This is a genomic window from Rhizobium sp. AC27/96 (assembly GCF_001692325.1).
Classification (GTDB): domain Bacteria; phylum Pseudomonadota; class Alphaproteobacteria; order Rhizobiales; family Rhizobiaceae; genus Rhizobium.
Map to the genome: position 1 here is coordinate 158,974 of NZ_LXKN01000046.1, position 17,554 is coordinate 176,527.

Genomic DNA, 17,554 nt, shown 5'->3' on the forward strand with positions numbered 1-17,554 from the left:
AAATAGAAATCGAAACTTGTGCGAGCGTTTCGTCCGGCCAGGAAAAGGGGAAAAAGCCGGGGAGAAGTGGTGAAAATTATATAAGAAAAACAATATACATGTTGAGCGTTCGACTAGAAGAAGTCGAAATCGCCGGCGGCTTTCGCCATGGGCTGTGAGTGGGCATGCAAGGTGCCTCCGCCGAGTGCCTTTTGCATCTCCGTCAGCTTGACGAGGCTCAATGCGGTCGCGAGATCGACGGTCCATCCGTCCGGCATGGCGCCGGCAATGGTATCGATGAATTCGGCAATGCCGCGCGTCTTCTGGACGGCAAGATCGATGCCCTGGATGACTTTCACCGCATCGGGCGATTCCAGCACATGCGCACCGCCGACATCGAGGAGCTGCGGCTCGATGCGCTCGATCAGATAGGCGACGTCATGCAGTTCGGAGACGATACGCAAAAGGATGGCCGGGAGGGTTTCCTCAATGGCGTTCATTTCGGCGCGCTGGAAGGCAGTCATGCAGTAGCCTCGCTGATCAGAAAAATTCGATCGTGTTGTCGACCGGCTTTGGAGCGACGACGGGACGCTGTTCGAGCGCCACTGTCTTCTGCGTCTCCGCGCCGGTGAGCGGATATTGCCTGGCGCGTCCGGAGATCGGCCAATATTCAATCTTGCGCCCATGTTCGCCGCCCGTGCTCGAGCTGACCACCGGGATGCCTTCATCCCTGAGGAACTGCATGGCGAAAGCGGCATTCTGCTCGCCGACATTGGAGAAGGTCGCAATCGTCTTGGCGCCGCCGAAGACCTTTGCCTCCAGCCGATCACGCCGCGCGCCCTTCTTCAAAAGGCCGTTGATCAGAAGCTCCATCAGGTGCACGCCGTAGCGCGTCGCATCACCACCGCTCATCGGCGAGCTTGCCATTCCCGGGAGGAGGAAATGGTTCATGCCACCGACGCCGGCGATCGGATCGCGCAGGCAGGCCGCCACGCAGGAGCCGAGAATAGTTGCCAGCACCACGTCCGGGTCGCTGACAACCTTGTACTCGCCCTGAATGATGTGCATGCGACGGGCTGCACCCTCGACAATCATTTCAGTGCTCCGAACACGGCCTCGATGGCTGCCTTCATCTTTTCCATGGTGAATGGCTTGGCCAGGACGTTGTTGGCGCCGAGCTGGGCCGCTTTCTGCACAAGAGCACGGTCGCCCTGTGCCGTCAGGATGATGAAGGCCGCCTTCTTGGTTGCCGGGTTGGTGCGGACGGCCTGCAGCAGTCCGAGCCCATCCATCTTCGGCATATTGAAATCCGAGATGACCAGATGGTGCGGCTGCTGCTGCATGATCTTCATGCCCTGCTCGCCGTCGCCGGCGGAGGTGATCTGCTTGAAGCCGAGCTGCGTCAGCGCATCACTCAACAAGAGACGGCTGGTGACCTGATCATCAACGATCAGAACTTTGATTTTCTCCGCTAGAGACATTATTCGCTCCCTTCCTTTCGGGCGGCTGTAATTTTCAAGATTTCCTCGCCAATGGCGTTCAGCGGAAACTGTTGTTCGACGGCACCAAGCTCATGGGCGACCCTCGGCATGCCGTAGACCACGCAGGTCTTTTCGTTCTGGCCGATGGTGCGCGCACCGGCGTGGCGCATCTTGAGGAGACCGGCGGCGCCATCGCGGCCCATGCCGGTCAGGATCACGCCGACGGCGTTGCGGCCAGCCAGTTCGGCGACCGAATCGAAAAGCACGTCAACCGATGGCCGATGACCGTTCACCGGCCCACCATCCGCCAAACGACACTGGGGCGCCGATGGGTTGACAACCCGCAGGTGCCTGTCGCCACCGGGCGCCAGGTAGATCTTGCCGATTGCCAGCCGCGCCCCGTCTGTCGCCTCTTCGACGACAGGCGCACAAAGGCGGTTCAACCGCTCGGCAAAACTCCGGGTAAAGCTCGGAGGCATATGCTGGGTGATGACCGTGGGCGGGCAGTTGGCGGGAAACTTCTGCAATACGGTGATCAAGGCCTCGACGCCGCCGGTGGATGAGCCGATGGCGACGATCTTGCGGCCGACACGGAAATCGGCGACGGCGGGCGGCGGTACGCGCTGGGCGGCAGGCTTGACGAATTGCCGTTGCGAACGGGCGGCCGCCTTGACCTTCTCGGCCAGGTCGCCGAATGGGTGCGGTTCGCCCGGAGAGGGTTTCCCCACACAATCGAAGGCGCCGATTTCCAGGGCTGCGAGCGTCGCATCGGCGCCGCGATGCGTCATGGTGGAGACCATGATGACCGGCATGGGCCTGAGCGTCATGATCTTTTCCAGAAACTCGAGGCCGTTCATGTTCGGCATCTCGATATCGAGGGTAACGACATCTGGATTGAGTGCCTTGATGGCGGCTCGCGCTTCAAGCGCGTCGCCTGCCTGACCAATGACATCAACCTCGGGATCCGAACGCAATACGGCTGTGATCAGGCCACGCATGGTCGGGGAATCATCGACCACGAGAACACGGGCAGCAGCGCTCATGATTTCCTCCCCGCGTTCTTGCCGAGATAGCGATAGGTGGTGATGCCTATATTGTCGAAGAGGTGCTTGGCGTCGCCGGCAACTCGCTCGGAGTGGCCGATATAGAGGTGGCCGTGGTCCTGGAGCTGGCCGGCAAAACGCCCCCAAATCTTCGTCTGCGTCGGCTCGTCGAAATAGATGACTACGTTGCGGCAGAAGATGACGTCGAACGTGCCCTTGAAGGGCCATTGCGCCAGCAGGTTCAATTCGTTGAAGGTGATCAGCCGCTTGACGCGATCGTCGATCTGGAACTTGCGACGCCCCTGAACATCGACCTCCTGGAACCATTGCTTGCGCATGGCAGGCGAGATCGTTTCGAGTGCCGCCTCATCATAGGCGCCGGCGCGAGCAAGACCGAGGATTTTCGGATCGATATCCGTCGCCAGGATCCTGAAATCGAACTCCGCCGCGTTCGGCATCAGCGCCAGTACGGTGAGCGCGATCGAATAGGGCTCTTGCCCATCGGAACAGGCAGCCGACCAGATACGCACCCGGCCACCGGCCTTGGCGCGCGCCAGAAGGCCCGGCAGCACCTCGTCGCGCAGATGATCGAAATGATGGTTCTCGCGGAAGAAGCGGGTGAAATTGGTCGTCAGATGCGACAGCATCTCACGTCGTGCAGCACTTCCAGCCGGAGAGGACACCAGCGTGCAGTAATCGCGGAAGCCGCGCAGGCCCAGCGCGCGGATATGCTTCGACAGCCGCGAATAGACCAGCGACGCCTTGCTTTCATTGAGGGAAATGCCCGCATCCGCATAGATCATGGCAGCGATCTCGGCGAGATCGCGCCGGGTCAGCGGATATTCGCCGCTGGCCAGGACCTCGTCCGGCGATGCCTTGAGATCTATCGCTCCCATCACAGTCATGCAGCTTCGCTTTCGTTTTCAGGGAACAGGGCTTCCAGTTCGATCAGGCAGATCATGCGCCGGTCGATCGCGACGATGCCGCGCGCGAACTGCCGTTCATGGTCGGAAGAGATTTCCGGCGTCGGCTGGATATGGTCGGTCGTGATCGTCAATATGTCCGATACTGCGTCGACCAGAAGACCGACGACCTTGCGCTTGACCTGCGCGACGATGATCACATGCCGCGCCGTCAGCTCCGCACGCTTCATGCCGAGCCGCGCCGAGAGATCGATGATCGGCAGCACGGCGCCACGCAGATTGATGACGCCGAGCATATAGGACGGCGCATGCGGCATGGCGGTTGCCGGCGTCCAACCACGGATTTCGCGAACCGACATGACGTCGATGCAGAATTCCTGATCGCCGATTCGGAAGGCGATCAGTTCGCGTGCCTCCTGGGTCAGGTTCTTGACGGCAACGGACATGGCTTACCCCACCGCCGCGTAGGACATTTCGGCCTTCAACGACTGACCGCGGGAAGCACCGACCACCGCATCCACATCGAGGATGAGCGCGACACGGCCATCGCCGAGGATGGTGGCGGCCGCAATGCCCGGCACATGTGTATAGTTCGCTTCGAGGCTCTTGATGACGACCTGGCGCTGGCCCTGGATGGCATCGACCATCAGCGCGCGCTGACCGCCCCCTTCCGATTCCACCAGCAGCGCGACGCCCTCAACGGGATTGGCCTGTGTTGCGCGGAAGTTCAGGATGCGGCCGACATCGACCAGCGGGCAGAAGCTGTTGCGGATCGAGATCAGGCGATGGTTCGCGCCGAAGGAATGGATGGCGGAGGCCTCCGGCTGCAGCGTCTCGACGATCGCCGTCAGCGGCACGACCAGGGTCTGGCCGGCAACCGTCACCACCATGCCGTCGAGAACGGCAAGCGTTAGCGGCAGGCTCATGGTGAAGACCGAACCCTGCCCCGGCTTGGAGCTGATGTTGATGCGGCCGCCGAGGGCCTGGATCGAGCGCTTGACCACGTCCATGCCAACGCCGCGGCCGGAAATGTCGGAAATCTTGTCGGCGGTCGAGAAGCCCGGCAGGAAGATCAGGTTGTCGATTTCCTCATCCGAAAGATTGGCGTCCGCAGCAATCAGATCGTTGTCAATGGCCTTCTGGCGCACCCTTTCGCGGTTGATGCCGGCGCCGTCGTCTGCGAGTTCGATCAGGATGCGGCCGGAACGGTGCTTGGCCGTCAGGCGAACGGTGCCCTCCGGGTTCTTGCCGAGCGTCGCGCGCTTTTCCGGGCTCTCGATGCCGTGGTCGACGGCATTGCGGATCATGTGGGTCAGCGGTTCGGCAAGCTTGTCGATGACGGTCTTGTCGACTTCGGTATTTTCGCCCTCGGTGATCAGGCGGATCGACTTGCCGGTCATATCGGCGATTTCGCGGACGATACGCGACATGCGCTGGAACACCGGCTTTACCGGCTGGGCGCGGATCGCCATGACGCTGTCCTGGATCTCGCGGGTGAGCTGTTGCAGCTCTTCGAGGCCCATGTTGATCGAAGACGCACCATTATTGTCGTTCTCGACGACGCTCTGCGACAGCATCGCCTGGTTGATGACGAGTTCGCCGACCAGATTGATCAGCCGGTCGACGCGGTCGAGATCAACGCGAATGGTCTGGCCGACGCCGGCAGCAGCGGCGTTGTTCTGCGCGGCAGCGGCACTGGCGGCGGCGGAAGCGGCCAGTGCTGCTTCCTTCTTTTCGACACGGGCGGCAACGGCGGCAAGCTGGGTGACATTGCTCGCAGTTTCAGCAGCGGCAACGGCAGCGGCCGTGTCGCTCTTGCCTGGCGAGGCTTCCTCGATCGCTGCGGCCGCGGGCTCGCTGCTCTCTTCGTCTAGAATGGAGAGATCAAAGGGCACGGGAACCATCGGCAGTTCTTCGTCGTCGGAAGAGCTGCCACCGGCTGCGACCGGGCGCACATCGAGCTCGCAATCCCATTCGGCGAATTCGAAGATGGTGCGAATAGCGTCTTCGCCTTTGTCCGTCTTGATCGAGATCGTCCAGCTGAAATAGGCGCCCTCCGGATCGAGTTCGGTGAGACCCGGCAGCGCATCCACATCGCAATGGACGCTCATCTCGCCCAGCCGCGCCAGATCGCGCAGCAGCAGCGTGGCGTCGTTGCCCTTGGCGTAGAGATCGGAACGCGGCTTGAAGCTCACCTCGTATTCCGGCATTCCGGCGGCGGGCTCTTCATCCAGACCGAAATCATCGTCGAAGCTGAAGGGAATCGGCTGGAAACCGCTTTCATCGGTCGGCGCGGGTGCGGCTGCCTTCGGAGCGGCCTCGACTGCGACTGCTACGGCGGCTGACGGTGCCGGCAGCCCGTTTGCCAGGGCTTCCAGCTCCTTCACCAGCCCGCGGCTGCGAGCCTGATCGACACTGCCGCCGTCACGGGCGGCATTGGTCAGGTCGGCCAGAACGTCGGCGGCCTTGAGCATGACCTTCAGGACATCCTGGGTCGGCTCCAGCTTGTTGGATCGAACGCAATCAAGCGTGGTCTCGAAGACATGGGCAAACGAGACCAGGTCATCCAGACCGAAGGCCCCTGCCCCACCCTTGATGGAATGAACGGCGCGGAAGACGGCATTGACGGTTTCCGGATCACGGTCGCCATCATTCATTTTCAGGAGACCGGATTCCAGTTCGGCGAGCTGCTCTTCGCACTCCTGGAAGAAAATCTCTTTGATTTCGTTCATATCCATGAGGGGCGGATCCTGGTTAGGCGGTTACACGCTCGATGGCATCGATCAGCTTGGCAGGGTCGAACGGCTTGACGATCCAGCCGGTCGCACCGGCCTGGCGGGCACGGTTCTTCTTTTCAGCGTCGCTCTCGGTCGTCAGCACGAGGATCGGAACGGCGCGGTACCTGTCGTTGCGGCGCACGCCCTCGATGAAGCCGAAGCCATCGAGGCGCGGCATGTTGATATCGGTGACGATGACGTCCGGGTTGGCTTCTTCCAGAATTTCCAGGCCCTCGACGCCGTCTTCTGCCTGAATGGTCTCGAAACCGGCATTGTTGAGCGTGACGAGAAGCATGTTTCGAATGGTCCGTGAATCATCCACGGTCAGCACTTTTTTCTTCATTGCCGGATCTCCTTGGCAAGCAGATGGGAGATATCGACCCCGATCACCTGCATCGTTTTTTGAAATGCATCCGACACCTTGGAAAAGGTGAAGGACAGCTTGTCCTCATCCCAAGTCTTGGCGGCCGCCATGATGACCTGCACGCACAAGGCCCCAATCCTTTCGACGCCGGATGCATCGATCGCGACGTTGCTGCCGCGCAACCCCATCAACTTGCCACGGAGCGTCGAGGCCTCGTTGAGGTCCAGCACCGCAGCCAGACTGATTGTCTTTTCGCCCTTCCTGCTCGGCATCGCTTCATTCCTTGTTGTCTGAAATCAGGCCCACCGGCCCGCATGCACATGAAACAGTAAACTCAGTAGGCATTCTGCTCGCCTCCCCTGGCGGCCCTGCGAAGCGGGAAGCCGAAATCGGCCATCTCATCCTCGTCCCGCCCGGCGGCGAACTCATCGCGAACGGGAAGCTGCCGCTGCTGAACGGCCTTCGCCGGAGCCGGAGGCGCCGCATGGCGCCGCTCGCGCTCGATGCGAAACTCACGAATGGTCCGGCCAAGCTCGACAACCACGGTCTGCAGATGATCCGCACCGTCCTGCGAACGGTTCGCCAGGCCTTCACCTGCCGCCGCACGTTCGCTGAAGCAGCCGATATCGGCCGTGAGCGACGTAAGACCGGCGACCTGCACGTCGCTGGCGGCTGCGATCCCGGTGATGGCTTCGTTGATGTCGGTCACCTGGCGGACGATGCTGCCGATCGCATCCTGCGTGCGGCCGACCATCTGGACGCCGGCATCGACCTGCGCCTTGGTGCCTGTCACCAGGACCTTGATCTCTCGCGCCGCATCGGCGGAACGCTGCGCAAGGGCACGAACCTCCTGTGCGACGACGGCAAACCCACGGCCGCTATCGCCGGCGCGGGCGGCTTCGATCCCTGCATTCAGGGCGAGAAGATTGGTCTGGAAGGCGATTTCGTCGATGACGCCAATGATCTGACCGATCTTTTCGGCCGATGTCTCGATATCGGCCATGGCGGATATTGCCTGCCCGACGATCCGGCCGCTGTCTTCCGCAGCCGAGCGCGTGGAAGCGGCCGTGCGTTCTGCCGAGCGTGTATTGGCGGCGTTGCCGCGCACCTGATCGGCAAGCTCGGCGAGCTGCCGCGCGGACGTTGCGAGACCTCGGGACTGTTCAGCCGAATCCTCGGCGAACGATCTGGAGGCGCGGGTGATGGCTTCCGTTGTCGTCTCCGCTGCCTGCACGCCGCTGGAAAGCGCTGCAAACTGCTGCTGGATATCAGCCAGCGCGGCATTCAGCGCTTCGGCCACGTCCGCATAGGCTTCGGGACAATCGGCAGGCAGACGGGCCGTCAGATCGCGGTCGGTAAGACTATTGGCCAGTTCGGCAAAAAGATCCGCAGCCTCGGCGCGATCGGCTGTCCGCTGCTCGGCGAGCGCGCGCTGATGGCCGATGCGCAATTCGTTGAAGCGCAGGGACACGGCAATTTCGACATCAACCATGACGAGGCGAACGACCGAGGTGACCAGCTCGCTCAATTCACGAGCGCGGCGCCTGGCTCCGGGCAGAATGGCGCGGCCGCCCATCTCGTCGAGAAGGCCGGCAAGAATATGCTCCAGGACCACGCCGTGGCCGGCAACATGCCAGCGCGGATCGAGGCCCATCTTGCTTTCGCTATCGGACAGAACCTTGACGCGCTCTGCATAGAGGCTGTCGAAGCGTGCATCCGTCAGCACGTCCCAATGCGAGGACTGCAGATCCTGGAGACGCTCGAGCTGGCTTTCGCTGGAAAAATTGCGCGCGGCGTCCGGGAATGCCTGGAAACGATGGAAGAGATCGCGAAGTCCGGCCTTGAGATGGGCTTCGAGCATTGGCCGGTTGCGGCGCAAGGTTTCGCATTGTCCGGCATCGAGACCAGCAAAACGCAAGCGGTCGCGAAGGCTGCCAGCCTGCGCCCTGCCTGCCTGATCTGACGGCGAATCCTGCGCCAAAATTGTCCCCGCCAAACTGCCCGCGCGCCTGCGCAGGCGAAACTGCCGATGATCCGCGCCAAGCGCTATGAGGAGGCGAGGAAAGGCACAGGTCGCTACGGATCACATGACCGTGGCGCTGAAGCTCGCTCGTTCATCAAAGTCTTTCGCGGACCTGTCTGATGAGATGGATACCGGATCTATACGGTACGGCGGGGCGGCTTCATGCCTGGTGAGAACGAGTCACAATTTTCCCATTCCGACGTTCAAGCTCAATGTTTATGGTTAATTCCTTGCCCGAAGGTTAATGACGGCAGGCCGATGGCGTTGTTTCGAACATCTCTAATTTAGAGCTGCTCCTAATACTTGTTCTACCGAAAGAAAAACTCGCGGAGCGCAAGTCACAAGCAAGCTTCATACCTTACGGCTGAAGGCTATAGACACCTTCGATGTCGATACGGAGAGAGCAATGATTGTTCTTGGTTTGACCGCTTCGCTGATGGCCGGCATGACGCTTGCTGCCTTCATGCTTCTATCCCGTCTCGAAGGGGCACGCGGCAGCGCCGCTTCCCGCGTCCTTTAACCATCCCGAATCGGGACGGATGTCGAGGCTTTTCGAGGCCAGGGCACGGCAGCACCCCGCCATCTTTCTCGCCCGGCGGTAGCTAGCATTGGGCTTAATAGTTCCGTATTAAGCCTCAAGACCCGGCACCGAGATCCATCCGTTAATGTCCGATACGACCCAATCCCCAACAAACACCCAGAAACTTTCGCTGGGAGTGGCGCTTGCAATCATCTTCGGCGTGACGCTCTGGCGTGTGCTCATGCTGCTCGCCAACAGGACCGACCTCTTCGTCGACGAGGCGCAATACTGGTTCTGGGGCCAGAACCTGGATTTCGGCTATTATTCCAAGCCGCCGATGATCGCCTGGGTCATCCGCTTCTTCAATACGATCTCGGGATCGGACTCGACCTTCTGGATCCGCCTGTCCGCACCGCTTTTCCATCTCGCGACGGCACTTATGCTGATCTGCACGACACGGCGGCTGTTCGATGACGAGACAGGGCGCGAGATCGCTCCCTGGGCCGGCGTGATCTTCATCACCCTGCCGGCTGCCTCGCTTTCGGCCGTGCTGGTGTCGACCGACACGATCCAGATCCTGTTTATCACGATCGCCATCTGGGCCTTCATCGGCTTGACCAGGCGCTCGTCCATTTCCGAAGCGCTGATCCTCGGCATCAGCCTCGGCCTTGCCTTCATGACGAAATACTCCGTGCTCTTCCTGTTGCCGGGAGTGGGCATTGCCATGCTGACGCTGCGCTCGGCGCGGATCGCCTGGCGGGACGTCGTCATCGCAGCCATCATTGGCGCCATCGTCGTTGCGCCCAATCTCTGGTGGAACCTGACGCATGGCGCGGCAACCGTAAAGCACACCGAAAGCATTGCCCAATGGAGCACGGGCACTGGCGGGACGAGCCTGCTGAAGCATGTGCTCAATGGGCTCGAGTTCGCCGGGGCACAGTTCGGCGTCGTCGGACCGGTGGTGTTCTACGCTCTCTTGTGGGCGACATGGCGGCTGATCCGTGGACAGGGCGATGACAGGGAAAAGCTGCTGTTCTGGCTATCCATGCCGGTGGTGATCCTGATCACGCTGCAGGCCCTCTTCGCCAAGGCCTATGCCAACTGGGCGGTTTCCGCCTATGCCGCAGGCACAATCCTCGCCGTCTTGCTGCTCTACCGCCTGACGAAGAAAGGGCTGATGACCTCCCTGATCATCGGGGCAGTCGTCGCCTTCGTCATTCCGGTGCTGACGGTCTTCGCTCTCGATATCAAATTGCCGAACGGCGATCTTGTGATGAAGCGCTATGTCGGCCGCAGCATCATAAGCCAGGAAATCGCCGACATCGCCACGACGGCAAACACAGCGGACATCGTATCCCCGGACCGCGATATCATTGCCGATCTGTTCTATACGCTGAAGGGCGCGCCGTTCCGGATCTATGCCCGCAATTTCGGCGGCTTTCCCAAGAGCTATTACGAGCAGAATTTCTCTCTGCCGGCCGATGTGACCGGCCCGGTGCTGTTCGTCGACAACGATCCGATCACCTGCCCCGAGGGTCAGGCCGAGCTCATCAAGAGCTGGTCGCCCCCCTTCGGCGACATGAAGGGCAAAACCCTCTATGCCTATCGCGTGCCGGCAAGCTGTCTGGCGCCGAAACCCTGATCCTTGAGCGGGGTAACGCGCGAAGAAATCGCACCGGGACGGTTGACCGGCTCGCACAAGTGCAGCATGACAGGCCGTACTATGAAGACGCTAGGCGTCCTGATATCATGACCGAACCGCCGGAATTCGAACCGGCAGAGGAATAAAGGCATCTTTTACCGTTGAGCCCGCTCGAATTCGGCGCCGCCGACAGCGAAGATAAGGACGACAGGACGCACCGCGCCGGAGCGCGCGTGATTGCCTCCCTGTTCCTCGCCTTCTTCGCCTATCTCGGGCTGGCGTTAGGCGGCGGCATCAATCTTGCCGCTCGCTCGGATGCGGATGCGCTTTCTTCCGGCAAGGACAATCAGCCGCTTTACCTTTCGCTGCGCGATCCGGTCCGCGGCACGGTGGTCGCCGATCGCACGGCGCTGCCGAAAGCCACCTGGCATGATATCGGCCCCGCGACGCTCGCGGCCGCTCCATCGTTCCCGCTTCTCATCGATCTCTGGCAGCCGCGCGATCGCAGCGACGTAACGCAGCCTGAAACACTGGCGTTTCGCGCCTATCTCGCCCGCGCCCCGCCGGTCGGCCTCATCTGACCGGTTAACGCGCCCTTTGGCGCATTCCCCGACATGACCTACGTCCGCCAGCGGCCCGACCGCCGGCATAAGTGTATTTCCAAGGATAATACCCATGCGCACTTCACCATGGCTGGTGGCACTCTACTCGGTGATCATCGTGCTTGGCTTTCTCATCGCCTTGCCGAACGTCCTTCCGCAGTCCGCTCTCAGCAAAGTCCCAAACTGGCTACCGCATAGCCAGGTACCCCTCGGCCTCGACCTTCGCGGCGGCTCATACCTCGTCCTCGAAGTCGACGAGAAGGATCTGACCAACGGCCGGCTGCAATCGCTGCAGCAGGATTCGCGCCGCGTTCTGCGCGACAAGAACATCCAGACCCGCTCGATCGTCCGCAACGGCAACCAGGTCGTCGTTACGCTGACCGATCCCACGCAGAGCGGCGATGCGGTGACGCAGCTGCAGACGCTTGCCAATACGGTCACCTCAGGCCTCTCCGCCGGGCAGTCCGACCTGACGATCGCCCCGAACGGCGGCACGATCACCATGTCCTTCTCGCAGGCCGGCATCGCCAGCAATGTCGATTCCGCCGTCCAGCAGAGCCTTGAAGTCATCCGCAAGCGCGTCGACCAGGTGGGCGTTGCCGAACCGACCATCCAGCGTGTTGGCCCGAACCGCGTTCTCGTGCAGCTTCCGGGCGCACAGGACCCCTCGCGCCTGCGCGAACTGCTCGGTTCGACCGCGAAGATGTCCTTCCACCTGCTTGCCGACAATGCAGATCCGAACAATCCCGGCCCCGGCGTCACCATCCTCAAGGACGAGCAGGGCAACAGCTATCCGGTTCTCGACCGTATCGAACTGTCCGGCGACCGCCTGACCGACGCCCGCGTCAGCTTCGATCCGAACACGCATGAGCCGCTCGTCACCTTCCGCTTCGACAGCGCCGGCGCCAATCGCTTTGCGGAAATCACCCGCGAAAATGTCGGCAAGCCCTTCGCCATCGTGCTCGACAACAAGGTGCTGAGCGCGCCGAATATCCGCGAGCCGATCACCGGTGGTTCGGGCCAGATTTCCGGCAACTTCACCGCCGACAGTGCCACCACGCTTGCAGCCCTGCTGCGCGCCGGTGCGCTTCCGGCCAAGCTGACCGTCATCGAAGAACGCACCGTGGGTGCCGACCTTGGCGCTGATGCGATCCAGAAGGGCATCTATAGCGGCCTGGTCGGCTTCGTCCTGGTTGCCGCCTTCATCTTCGTGCTCTACGGCACCTGGGGCATCCTCGCGAATGTGGCACTGCTCATTCACACGGTCCTGACCTTCTCGGCCTTGACGCTGGTCGGCGCCACGTTGACGCTGCCCGGTATCGCCGGCATCGTGCTTGGTATCGGCCTTGCGGTCGATGCCAACGTTCTCATCAACGAGCGTATCCGCGAAGAAACCCGCAAGGGCCGCGGCGCCTTCGCCGCCATCGATAACGGCTTCAAGAAGGCCTATTCGACGATTATCGACGGCAACATGACGGCCCTGATCGCGGCCGCCATCCTGTTCTACTTCGGCTCCGGCCCGGTTCGCGGCTTTGCCGTCACCATGGGTCTCGGCCTCATCATCTCGATGTTCACCTCCGTTGCCTTCGTACGTGTCGTGATGATCGCCATCACCCGTCGCCGCAAGTTCAAGGTGATCAACATCAGGCCGCTGATCCCCTTCAGCCCCTATGACAAGCACATCCAGTTCATGAAGGCCCGCTTCTTTGGCATCACCGTTTCGGCGATCCTCTCGCTCGCCTCGGTCGTGCTGTTCTTCCATCCGGGCCTCAACTACGGCGTCGACTTCCGTGGCGGCATCCAGATGTCGGTCAAGACCAAGGACGCGGCCGATCTGGCGACCTTCCGCGAGGGTCTGAACACGCTCGGCCTCGGCGAAATCGCGCTGCAGACCTTCGGCGATAACAACAGCCTCCTCGTCCGCGCCCAGCGCCAGGACGGCGGTGAAGAAGCGCAGACCGCCGCGGTGACCAAGCTCAAGGCCGAAATCGCCAAGATCGACCCGACCGCGACCGTTGAAGGCACCGATGTCATCGGCCCGAAGGTTTCGGGCGAGCTTGCCCAGGCCGGCATCCTGTCGGTCGTGATCGCCAGCCTCGCGATGCTGTTCTACATCTGGTATCGCTTCGAATGGCCGTTCGCGGTCGGCGCCATCATCACGCTGATACTCGACGTCACCAAGGCGATCGGCTTCTTCGCGATCACCGGCCTCGATTTCAACCTGACGGCCATCGCCGCGATCCTGACGCTCGTGGGATATTCGGTGAACGACAAGGTCGTGGTCTATGACCGCATGCGAGAAAACATGCGGCTCTTCAAGTCGATGCCGCTGCGCGAGATCATCGACAGGTCGATCAACGAGACCCTGGCGCGAAGCCTCTATACCAATGCCACCGCCTTCCTGGCGCTGGTGCCGATGGCGATCTGGGGCGGCAGCGCCGTCTCCAGCTTCGCGATCCCGATGGTGTTCGGCATTCTTGTCGCCGGCGCCTCATCGATCTTCATCGCAGCGCCGATCCTGCTGTTCCTCGGCGACTGGCGCCGTCGCCATGCCAAGCCCGCCGCCAATGATGCGGCGCCGACAGACGGCAAGTCGGGCAAGGGTAACAAGCAGATCCCGGCTGCCGAATAATCGGCGAATGGATTGAAAAGGGACATGCCCGGTCGCCGGGCATGTCCGCCAGCTACCCTGAGAAATTGGGCCGTTCTACGAAACGGACGGCATATGCAGTGGCAGCCCCGGACGCGGCGCCGTTATCTTCTCAACGACACCGTTTTCCTGCTCGCTGACGAGCAAATGCTTGCCATCGACGGTGAAGGCGATATTGCCTGGCCGTGTGCCGTTCGTGCGGATATGGCCCGCCATTTTACCGTCTGCATCGACCAGCGAAATCTCTCCCAGCCCATACATGGCGCAATAGAGCGTGCCGCTGCGGTCGAAGGCAAGGCCGGACGGCCCGCGCAGCACGTTGATGGCAGGCGATGTCATCGACTGGGCAAAAAGCTCCTGCCGGCCGCCGATGATCTGGCGGTGGATTTTTCCGGTCAGTGTCTCGCTGTAGTAAAGCAGTCCATCGGCATCGAAAGCCAGGCCACTTGCAAGAAGCAGGCCTGCGGCCAGGACCCTGATGACCCTGCCCTCGGCAGGATCGATCTGATAGACGCAGCCATTATAGGCCGCCTTGAAGAAATCGGGATGGATATGGCCGCCTTCGAGCAAGTCATCGAGGCGAATGCCGGAATCGGTCATGTAAAGAAGGCCGTCAGGCCCGAAGGCGAGAGCATTGGGATGAAGGAACGGGCCATCAGCGCTGCCTTCGATCACCTGCAACACACGCCCCTGCGGCGACACCCGGACAAGGGAATTCTCCGGACCGTCCGCGACCCAGAAGCATCCGTCTCCATCGATCGCGATCCCGGTCGGGCTCCCACCGATCCGGCAGATTTCCTGATAAGCACCGCTCGTGTCGAAAAGTTTCAGACAGCGACGGCTCGCATCCATCTCCACGAGCGCGAAGCGCCCGTCCGGCAAAGCCACCAATCCGCTAGGCAGACGCAGCCCAGTGGCAATCGTTTCGTTCATGTCGTGAAGCCTTCATTCTACGCACTACGCGAATCCCCAAAAACTCAAATTGCCGCGCCAAAATGATACATAAGCACGAAGAAAGTCATTTTCGAGCCGGCCTCTCATGAATCCGGATAAGATTATTGCGCGAAAAGTCACATCTGCGTGCAGATCGGCCAAGCTTGACACGCTCAAGCGATTCGGAACATCCATAGAACGTCCGGATCATTTCGCCCATGCGATTCGTCGCGGATTGCGCCTGGCGCCCTTTATCCGACGCATTCGGGAGAGTTCATGACCGCGGCCTATCTGGAAAAGCTGAACCCGGAGCAGCGACTGGCAGTCGAGCACGGCACGACGACCGGCAACGGCCATGTCGCCGGTCCATTGCTTGTCATTGCCGGGGCCGGTTCGGGCAAGACAAATACGCTTGCCCATCGCGTCGCGCATCTCATCGTCAAAGGCGCCGATCCGCGCCGCATCCTGCTGATGACCTTCTCGCGCCGGGCCGCTGCCGAAATGGGCCGCCGTGTCGAACGGATCTGTCGCGAAGTACTCGGCACCAATGCGGGCGTCACCGCCGATGCGCTTGCCTGGAGCGGCACATTCCATGGCATCGGCGCGCGGCTTTTGCGGGATTATGCCGAGCAGATCGGGCTCGACCCGGCCTTCACCATCCATGACCGGGAAGACAGCGCCGACCTGCTGAACCTCGCGCGCCACGATCTCGGATTTTCCAAGCTGGAAAGCCGCTTTCCGACCAAGGCGACATGCCTTTCCATCTATTCGCGATCGGTCAATTCGGAAGCCCCGCTTGCGGAGATGTTGCGCGACTTCTTTCCCTGGTGCGCCACCTGGGAACCGCAGCTACGCGATCTCTTCACCGCCTATGTCGAAGCCAAGCAGGCGCAGAATGTGCTCGATTACGACGACTTGCTGCTCTACTGGGCGCATATGCTGCAGGAGCCGCTGATCGCCGAGGACATTGGCAGCCGTTTCGACCATGTGCTCGTCGACGAATATCAGGACACCAACCGGCTGCAATCGTCGATCCTGCTGGCGTTGAAGCCAGACGGCCATGGGCTGACCGTCGTCGGTGACGATGCGCAGTCGATCTATTCCTTCCGGGCGGCGACGGTGCGCAATATTCTCGATTTCCCGCAAGCCTTCACGCCTGCCGCCGACATCGTGACGCTCGACCGCAACTATCGCTCGACGCAGCCGATCCTCGCCGCCGCCAATGCCGTGATCGACCTTGCCTCGGAGCGCTTCACCAAGAACCTGCGCACCGAACGCCAAAGCGTCGAGCGCCCGCGGCTGGTGACGGTGCGCGACGAAAGCGATCAGGCTCGTTTTGTCGCCGATCAGGTGCTGGAAAATCGCGAGGGCGGCGCCAGGCTGAAGCAGCAGGCGGTGCTGTTTCGCACCTCAAGTCACAGCGGGCCGCTGGAAGTGGAGCTCACCCGTCGCAACATTCCCTTCGTCAAATTCGGCGGGCTGAAGTTTCTCGACAGCGCCCATGTCAAGGACATGCTGGCGGCGCTGCGCTTCGCCCAGAACCCGCGCGACCGGGTGGCTGGCTTCCGGCTGATGCAGCTTCTGCCCGGCGTCGGCCCCTCCACAGCGCAACGCGTGCTCGACCAGATCGGCGACGCGGCAAGCCCGATCACGGCGCTCACCGAGCTGCCTGCCCCACCCCGCACCGGAGACGACTGGACTGCATTCGTGGAGACGATGCGCGAGGTCAAAAGCGGCAAGGCGGGATGGCCGGCGGAAATCGGGCTGGTTCGGCAATGGTACGAGCCGCATCTGGAGCGTGCACATGAGGATGCGGCGACACGCCAGGCGGACCTTGTCCAGCTCGAGCAGATCGCCGCCGGCTACGGCTCGCGGGAACGCTTCCTCACCGAACTCACACTCGATCCACCTGACGCCACCAGCGACCAGGCCGGCGTGCCTTTGCTTGACGAGGACTATCTGATCCTGTCGACCATCCATTCGGCCAAAGGTCAGGAATGGACCAAGGTCTTCATCCTCAATGCCGTCGACGGCTGCATTCCCGCCGATCTCGCCGTCGGATCATCCGCTGAGATCGAAGAGGAACGACGGCTGCTCTATGTCGCCATGACGCGCGCGAAGGACAATCTCGACCTCGTCATCCCGCAGCGGTTTTTCGTTCATGGCCAGCATGCGCAAGGCGACAGGCATGTCTTCGCCTCGCGCACGCGCTTCATTCCGGCGACCTTGCTGCAATTCTTCGAAGTCTGCGGCTGGCCGCAAGCGAAGGCGGAAAGCCCAGCCGCCATTCGGGCCCGGCAGGTCCGCGTCGACGTCGGCGCGCGCATGCGCGGCATGTGGCGGTGAGCTCTCGTTAGGGTTGTTGCTCGACAAAGGCCCCTCACCCTAGCCCTCTCCCCGCTCGCGGCAGGGCAATTGCGTATGGAACATGCCAGCACTGGTAGCTCCTTCTCCCCTTGGGGAGAAGGGGTTGCGTGGCAACGATGTCACCTCATATGCGATTGCCCTACCGCTCGCGGGGGAGAGCGGACTGCAGCGAAAAACAGCCTGCTCTCGGCCCGATTGAAGCAGCATGGGGCACAAATCCCCCTCTCCCCGCGAGCGGGGAGAGGGGCAG

15 protein-coding genes are annotated in these 17,554 nt (G+C 61.7%); 4 read left to right on the top strand and 11 right to left on the bottom strand.

Features of this window, described 5'->3' with window-relative positions:
* Nucleotides 1–113: 113 nt before the first annotated feature.
* The 10 genes from A6U86_RS26145 to A6U86_RS26190 all read right to left on the bottom strand — a co-directional run bounded on the left by A6U86_RS26145 (nucleotide 114) and on the right by A6U86_RS26190 (nucleotide 8,548).
* Nucleotides 114–503, bottom strand: coding sequence for a hypothetical protein (locus A6U86_RS26145; protein ID WP_068397234.1), 390 nt, complete (start codon nucleotides 501–503; stop codon nucleotides 114–116).
* 16 nt (nucleotides 504–519) lie between these two features.
* Nucleotides 520–1,074 carry a chemoreceptor glutamine deamidase CheD gene (cheD, locus tag A6U86_RS26150; RefSeq protein ID WP_068397236.1) on the bottom strand — a complete coding sequence of 185 codons (555 nt, stop codon included), beginning with the start codon at nucleotides 1,072–1,074 and terminating at the stop codon, nucleotides 520–522.
* A complete protein-coding gene (locus tag A6U86_RS26155) occupies nucleotides 1,071–1,460 on the bottom strand; it encodes a response regulator (RefSeq protein ID WP_034488643.1) in 390 nt (129 codons plus the stop codon). The genes cheD and A6U86_RS26155 overlap by 4 nt, the downstream gene beginning before the upstream one ends.
* Nucleotides 1,460–2,503, bottom strand: coding sequence for a protein-glutamate O-methylesterase CheB (gene cheB / locus A6U86_RS26160; protein WP_068397239.1), 1,044 nt, complete (start codon nucleotides 2,501–2,503; stop codon nucleotides 1,460–1,462). Before cheB ends, A6U86_RS26155 begins: the two co-directional genes overlap by 1 nt.
* Nucleotides 2,500–3,408, bottom strand: coding sequence for a protein-glutamate O-methyltransferase (locus tag A6U86_RS26165; protein ID WP_068397242.1), 909 nt, complete (start codon nucleotides 3,406–3,408; stop codon nucleotides 2,500–2,502). Before A6U86_RS26165 ends, cheB begins: the two co-directional genes overlap by 4 nt.
* Nucleotides 3,405–3,872 carry a chemotaxis protein CheW gene (locus A6U86_RS26170; protein ID WP_068397245.1) on the bottom strand — a complete coding sequence of 156 codons (468 nt, stop codon included), beginning with the start codon at nucleotides 3,870–3,872 and terminating at the stop codon, nucleotides 3,405–3,407. The genes A6U86_RS26165 and A6U86_RS26170 overlap by 4 nt, the downstream gene beginning before the upstream one ends.
* Before the next feature lie 3 nt (nucleotides 3,873–3,875).
* Nucleotides 3,876–6,164: a chemotaxis protein CheA gene (locus A6U86_RS26175; RefSeq protein WP_068397248.1), complete on the bottom strand. Its 2,289-nt coding sequence runs from the start codon at nucleotides 6,162–6,164 to the stop codon at nucleotides 3,876–3,878.
* Nucleotides 6,165–6,180: 16 nt separating this feature from the next.
* Nucleotides 6,181–6,546 carry a chemotaxis response regulator CheY1 gene (gene cheY1 / locus A6U86_RS26180; protein ID WP_004128526.1) on the bottom strand — a complete coding sequence of 122 codons (366 nt, stop codon included), beginning with the start codon at nucleotides 6,544–6,546 and terminating at the stop codon, nucleotides 6,181–6,183.
* On the bottom strand, nucleotides 6,543–6,839 hold the full coding sequence (locus tag A6U86_RS26185; protein WP_068397249.1) for an STAS domain-containing protein: 297 nt from the start codon (nucleotides 6,837–6,839) through the stop codon (nucleotides 6,543–6,545). Before A6U86_RS26185 ends, cheY1 begins: the two co-directional genes overlap by 4 nt.
* 62 nt (nucleotides 6,840–6,901) lie before the next feature.
* A complete protein-coding gene (locus A6U86_RS26190; protein ID WP_068397251.1) occupies nucleotides 6,902–8,548 on the bottom strand; it encodes a globin-coupled sensor protein in 1,647 nt (548 codons plus the stop codon).
* Nucleotides 8,549–9,255: 707 nt separating this feature from the next.
* Here A6U86_RS26190 and A6U86_RS26195 point away from each other — a divergent pair.
* The 3 genes from A6U86_RS26195 (at nucleotide 9,256) to secD (ending at nucleotide 13,986) form a co-directional block, all read left to right on the top strand.
* Nucleotides 9,256–10,752 (top strand): glycosyltransferase family 39 protein, encoded by a 1,497-nt coding sequence (locus A6U86_RS26195; protein WP_068397252.1) that lies wholly within the window; start codon nucleotides 9,256–9,258, stop codon nucleotides 10,750–10,752.
* A 161-nt stretch (nucleotides 10,753–10,913) separates the two neighbouring features.
* Complete coding sequence (locus tag A6U86_RS26200; protein WP_068397253.1) at nucleotides 10,914–11,333, top strand: hypothetical protein; 420 nt, start codon at nucleotides 10,914–10,916, stop codon at nucleotides 11,331–11,333.
* 94 nt (nucleotides 11,334–11,427) lie between these two features.
* Nucleotides 11,428–13,986 (top strand): protein translocase subunit SecD, encoded by a 2,559-nt coding sequence (gene secD / locus A6U86_RS26205; RefSeq protein ID WP_068397258.1) that lies wholly within the window; start codon nucleotides 11,428–11,430, stop codon nucleotides 13,984–13,986.
* A 75-nt stretch (nucleotides 13,987–14,061) separates the two neighbouring features.
* On the opposite strand, the gene A6U86_RS26210 is transcribed toward secD, so the two are convergent.
* Entirely contained in the window at nucleotides 14,062–14,937 is an 876-nt protein-coding gene (locus tag A6U86_RS26210; protein ID WP_068397259.1) for an SMP-30/gluconolactonase/LRE family protein, read from the bottom strand.
* 276 nt (nucleotides 14,938–15,213) lie between these two features.
* Here A6U86_RS26210 and A6U86_RS26215 point away from each other — a divergent pair, with 276 nt between their 5' ends.
* Entirely contained in the window at nucleotides 15,214–17,283 is a 2,070-nt protein-coding gene (locus A6U86_RS26215) for an ATP-dependent helicase (protein ID WP_068397260.1), read from the top strand.
* The last annotated feature ends 271 nt before the right edge of the window (nucleotides 17,284–17,554 follow it).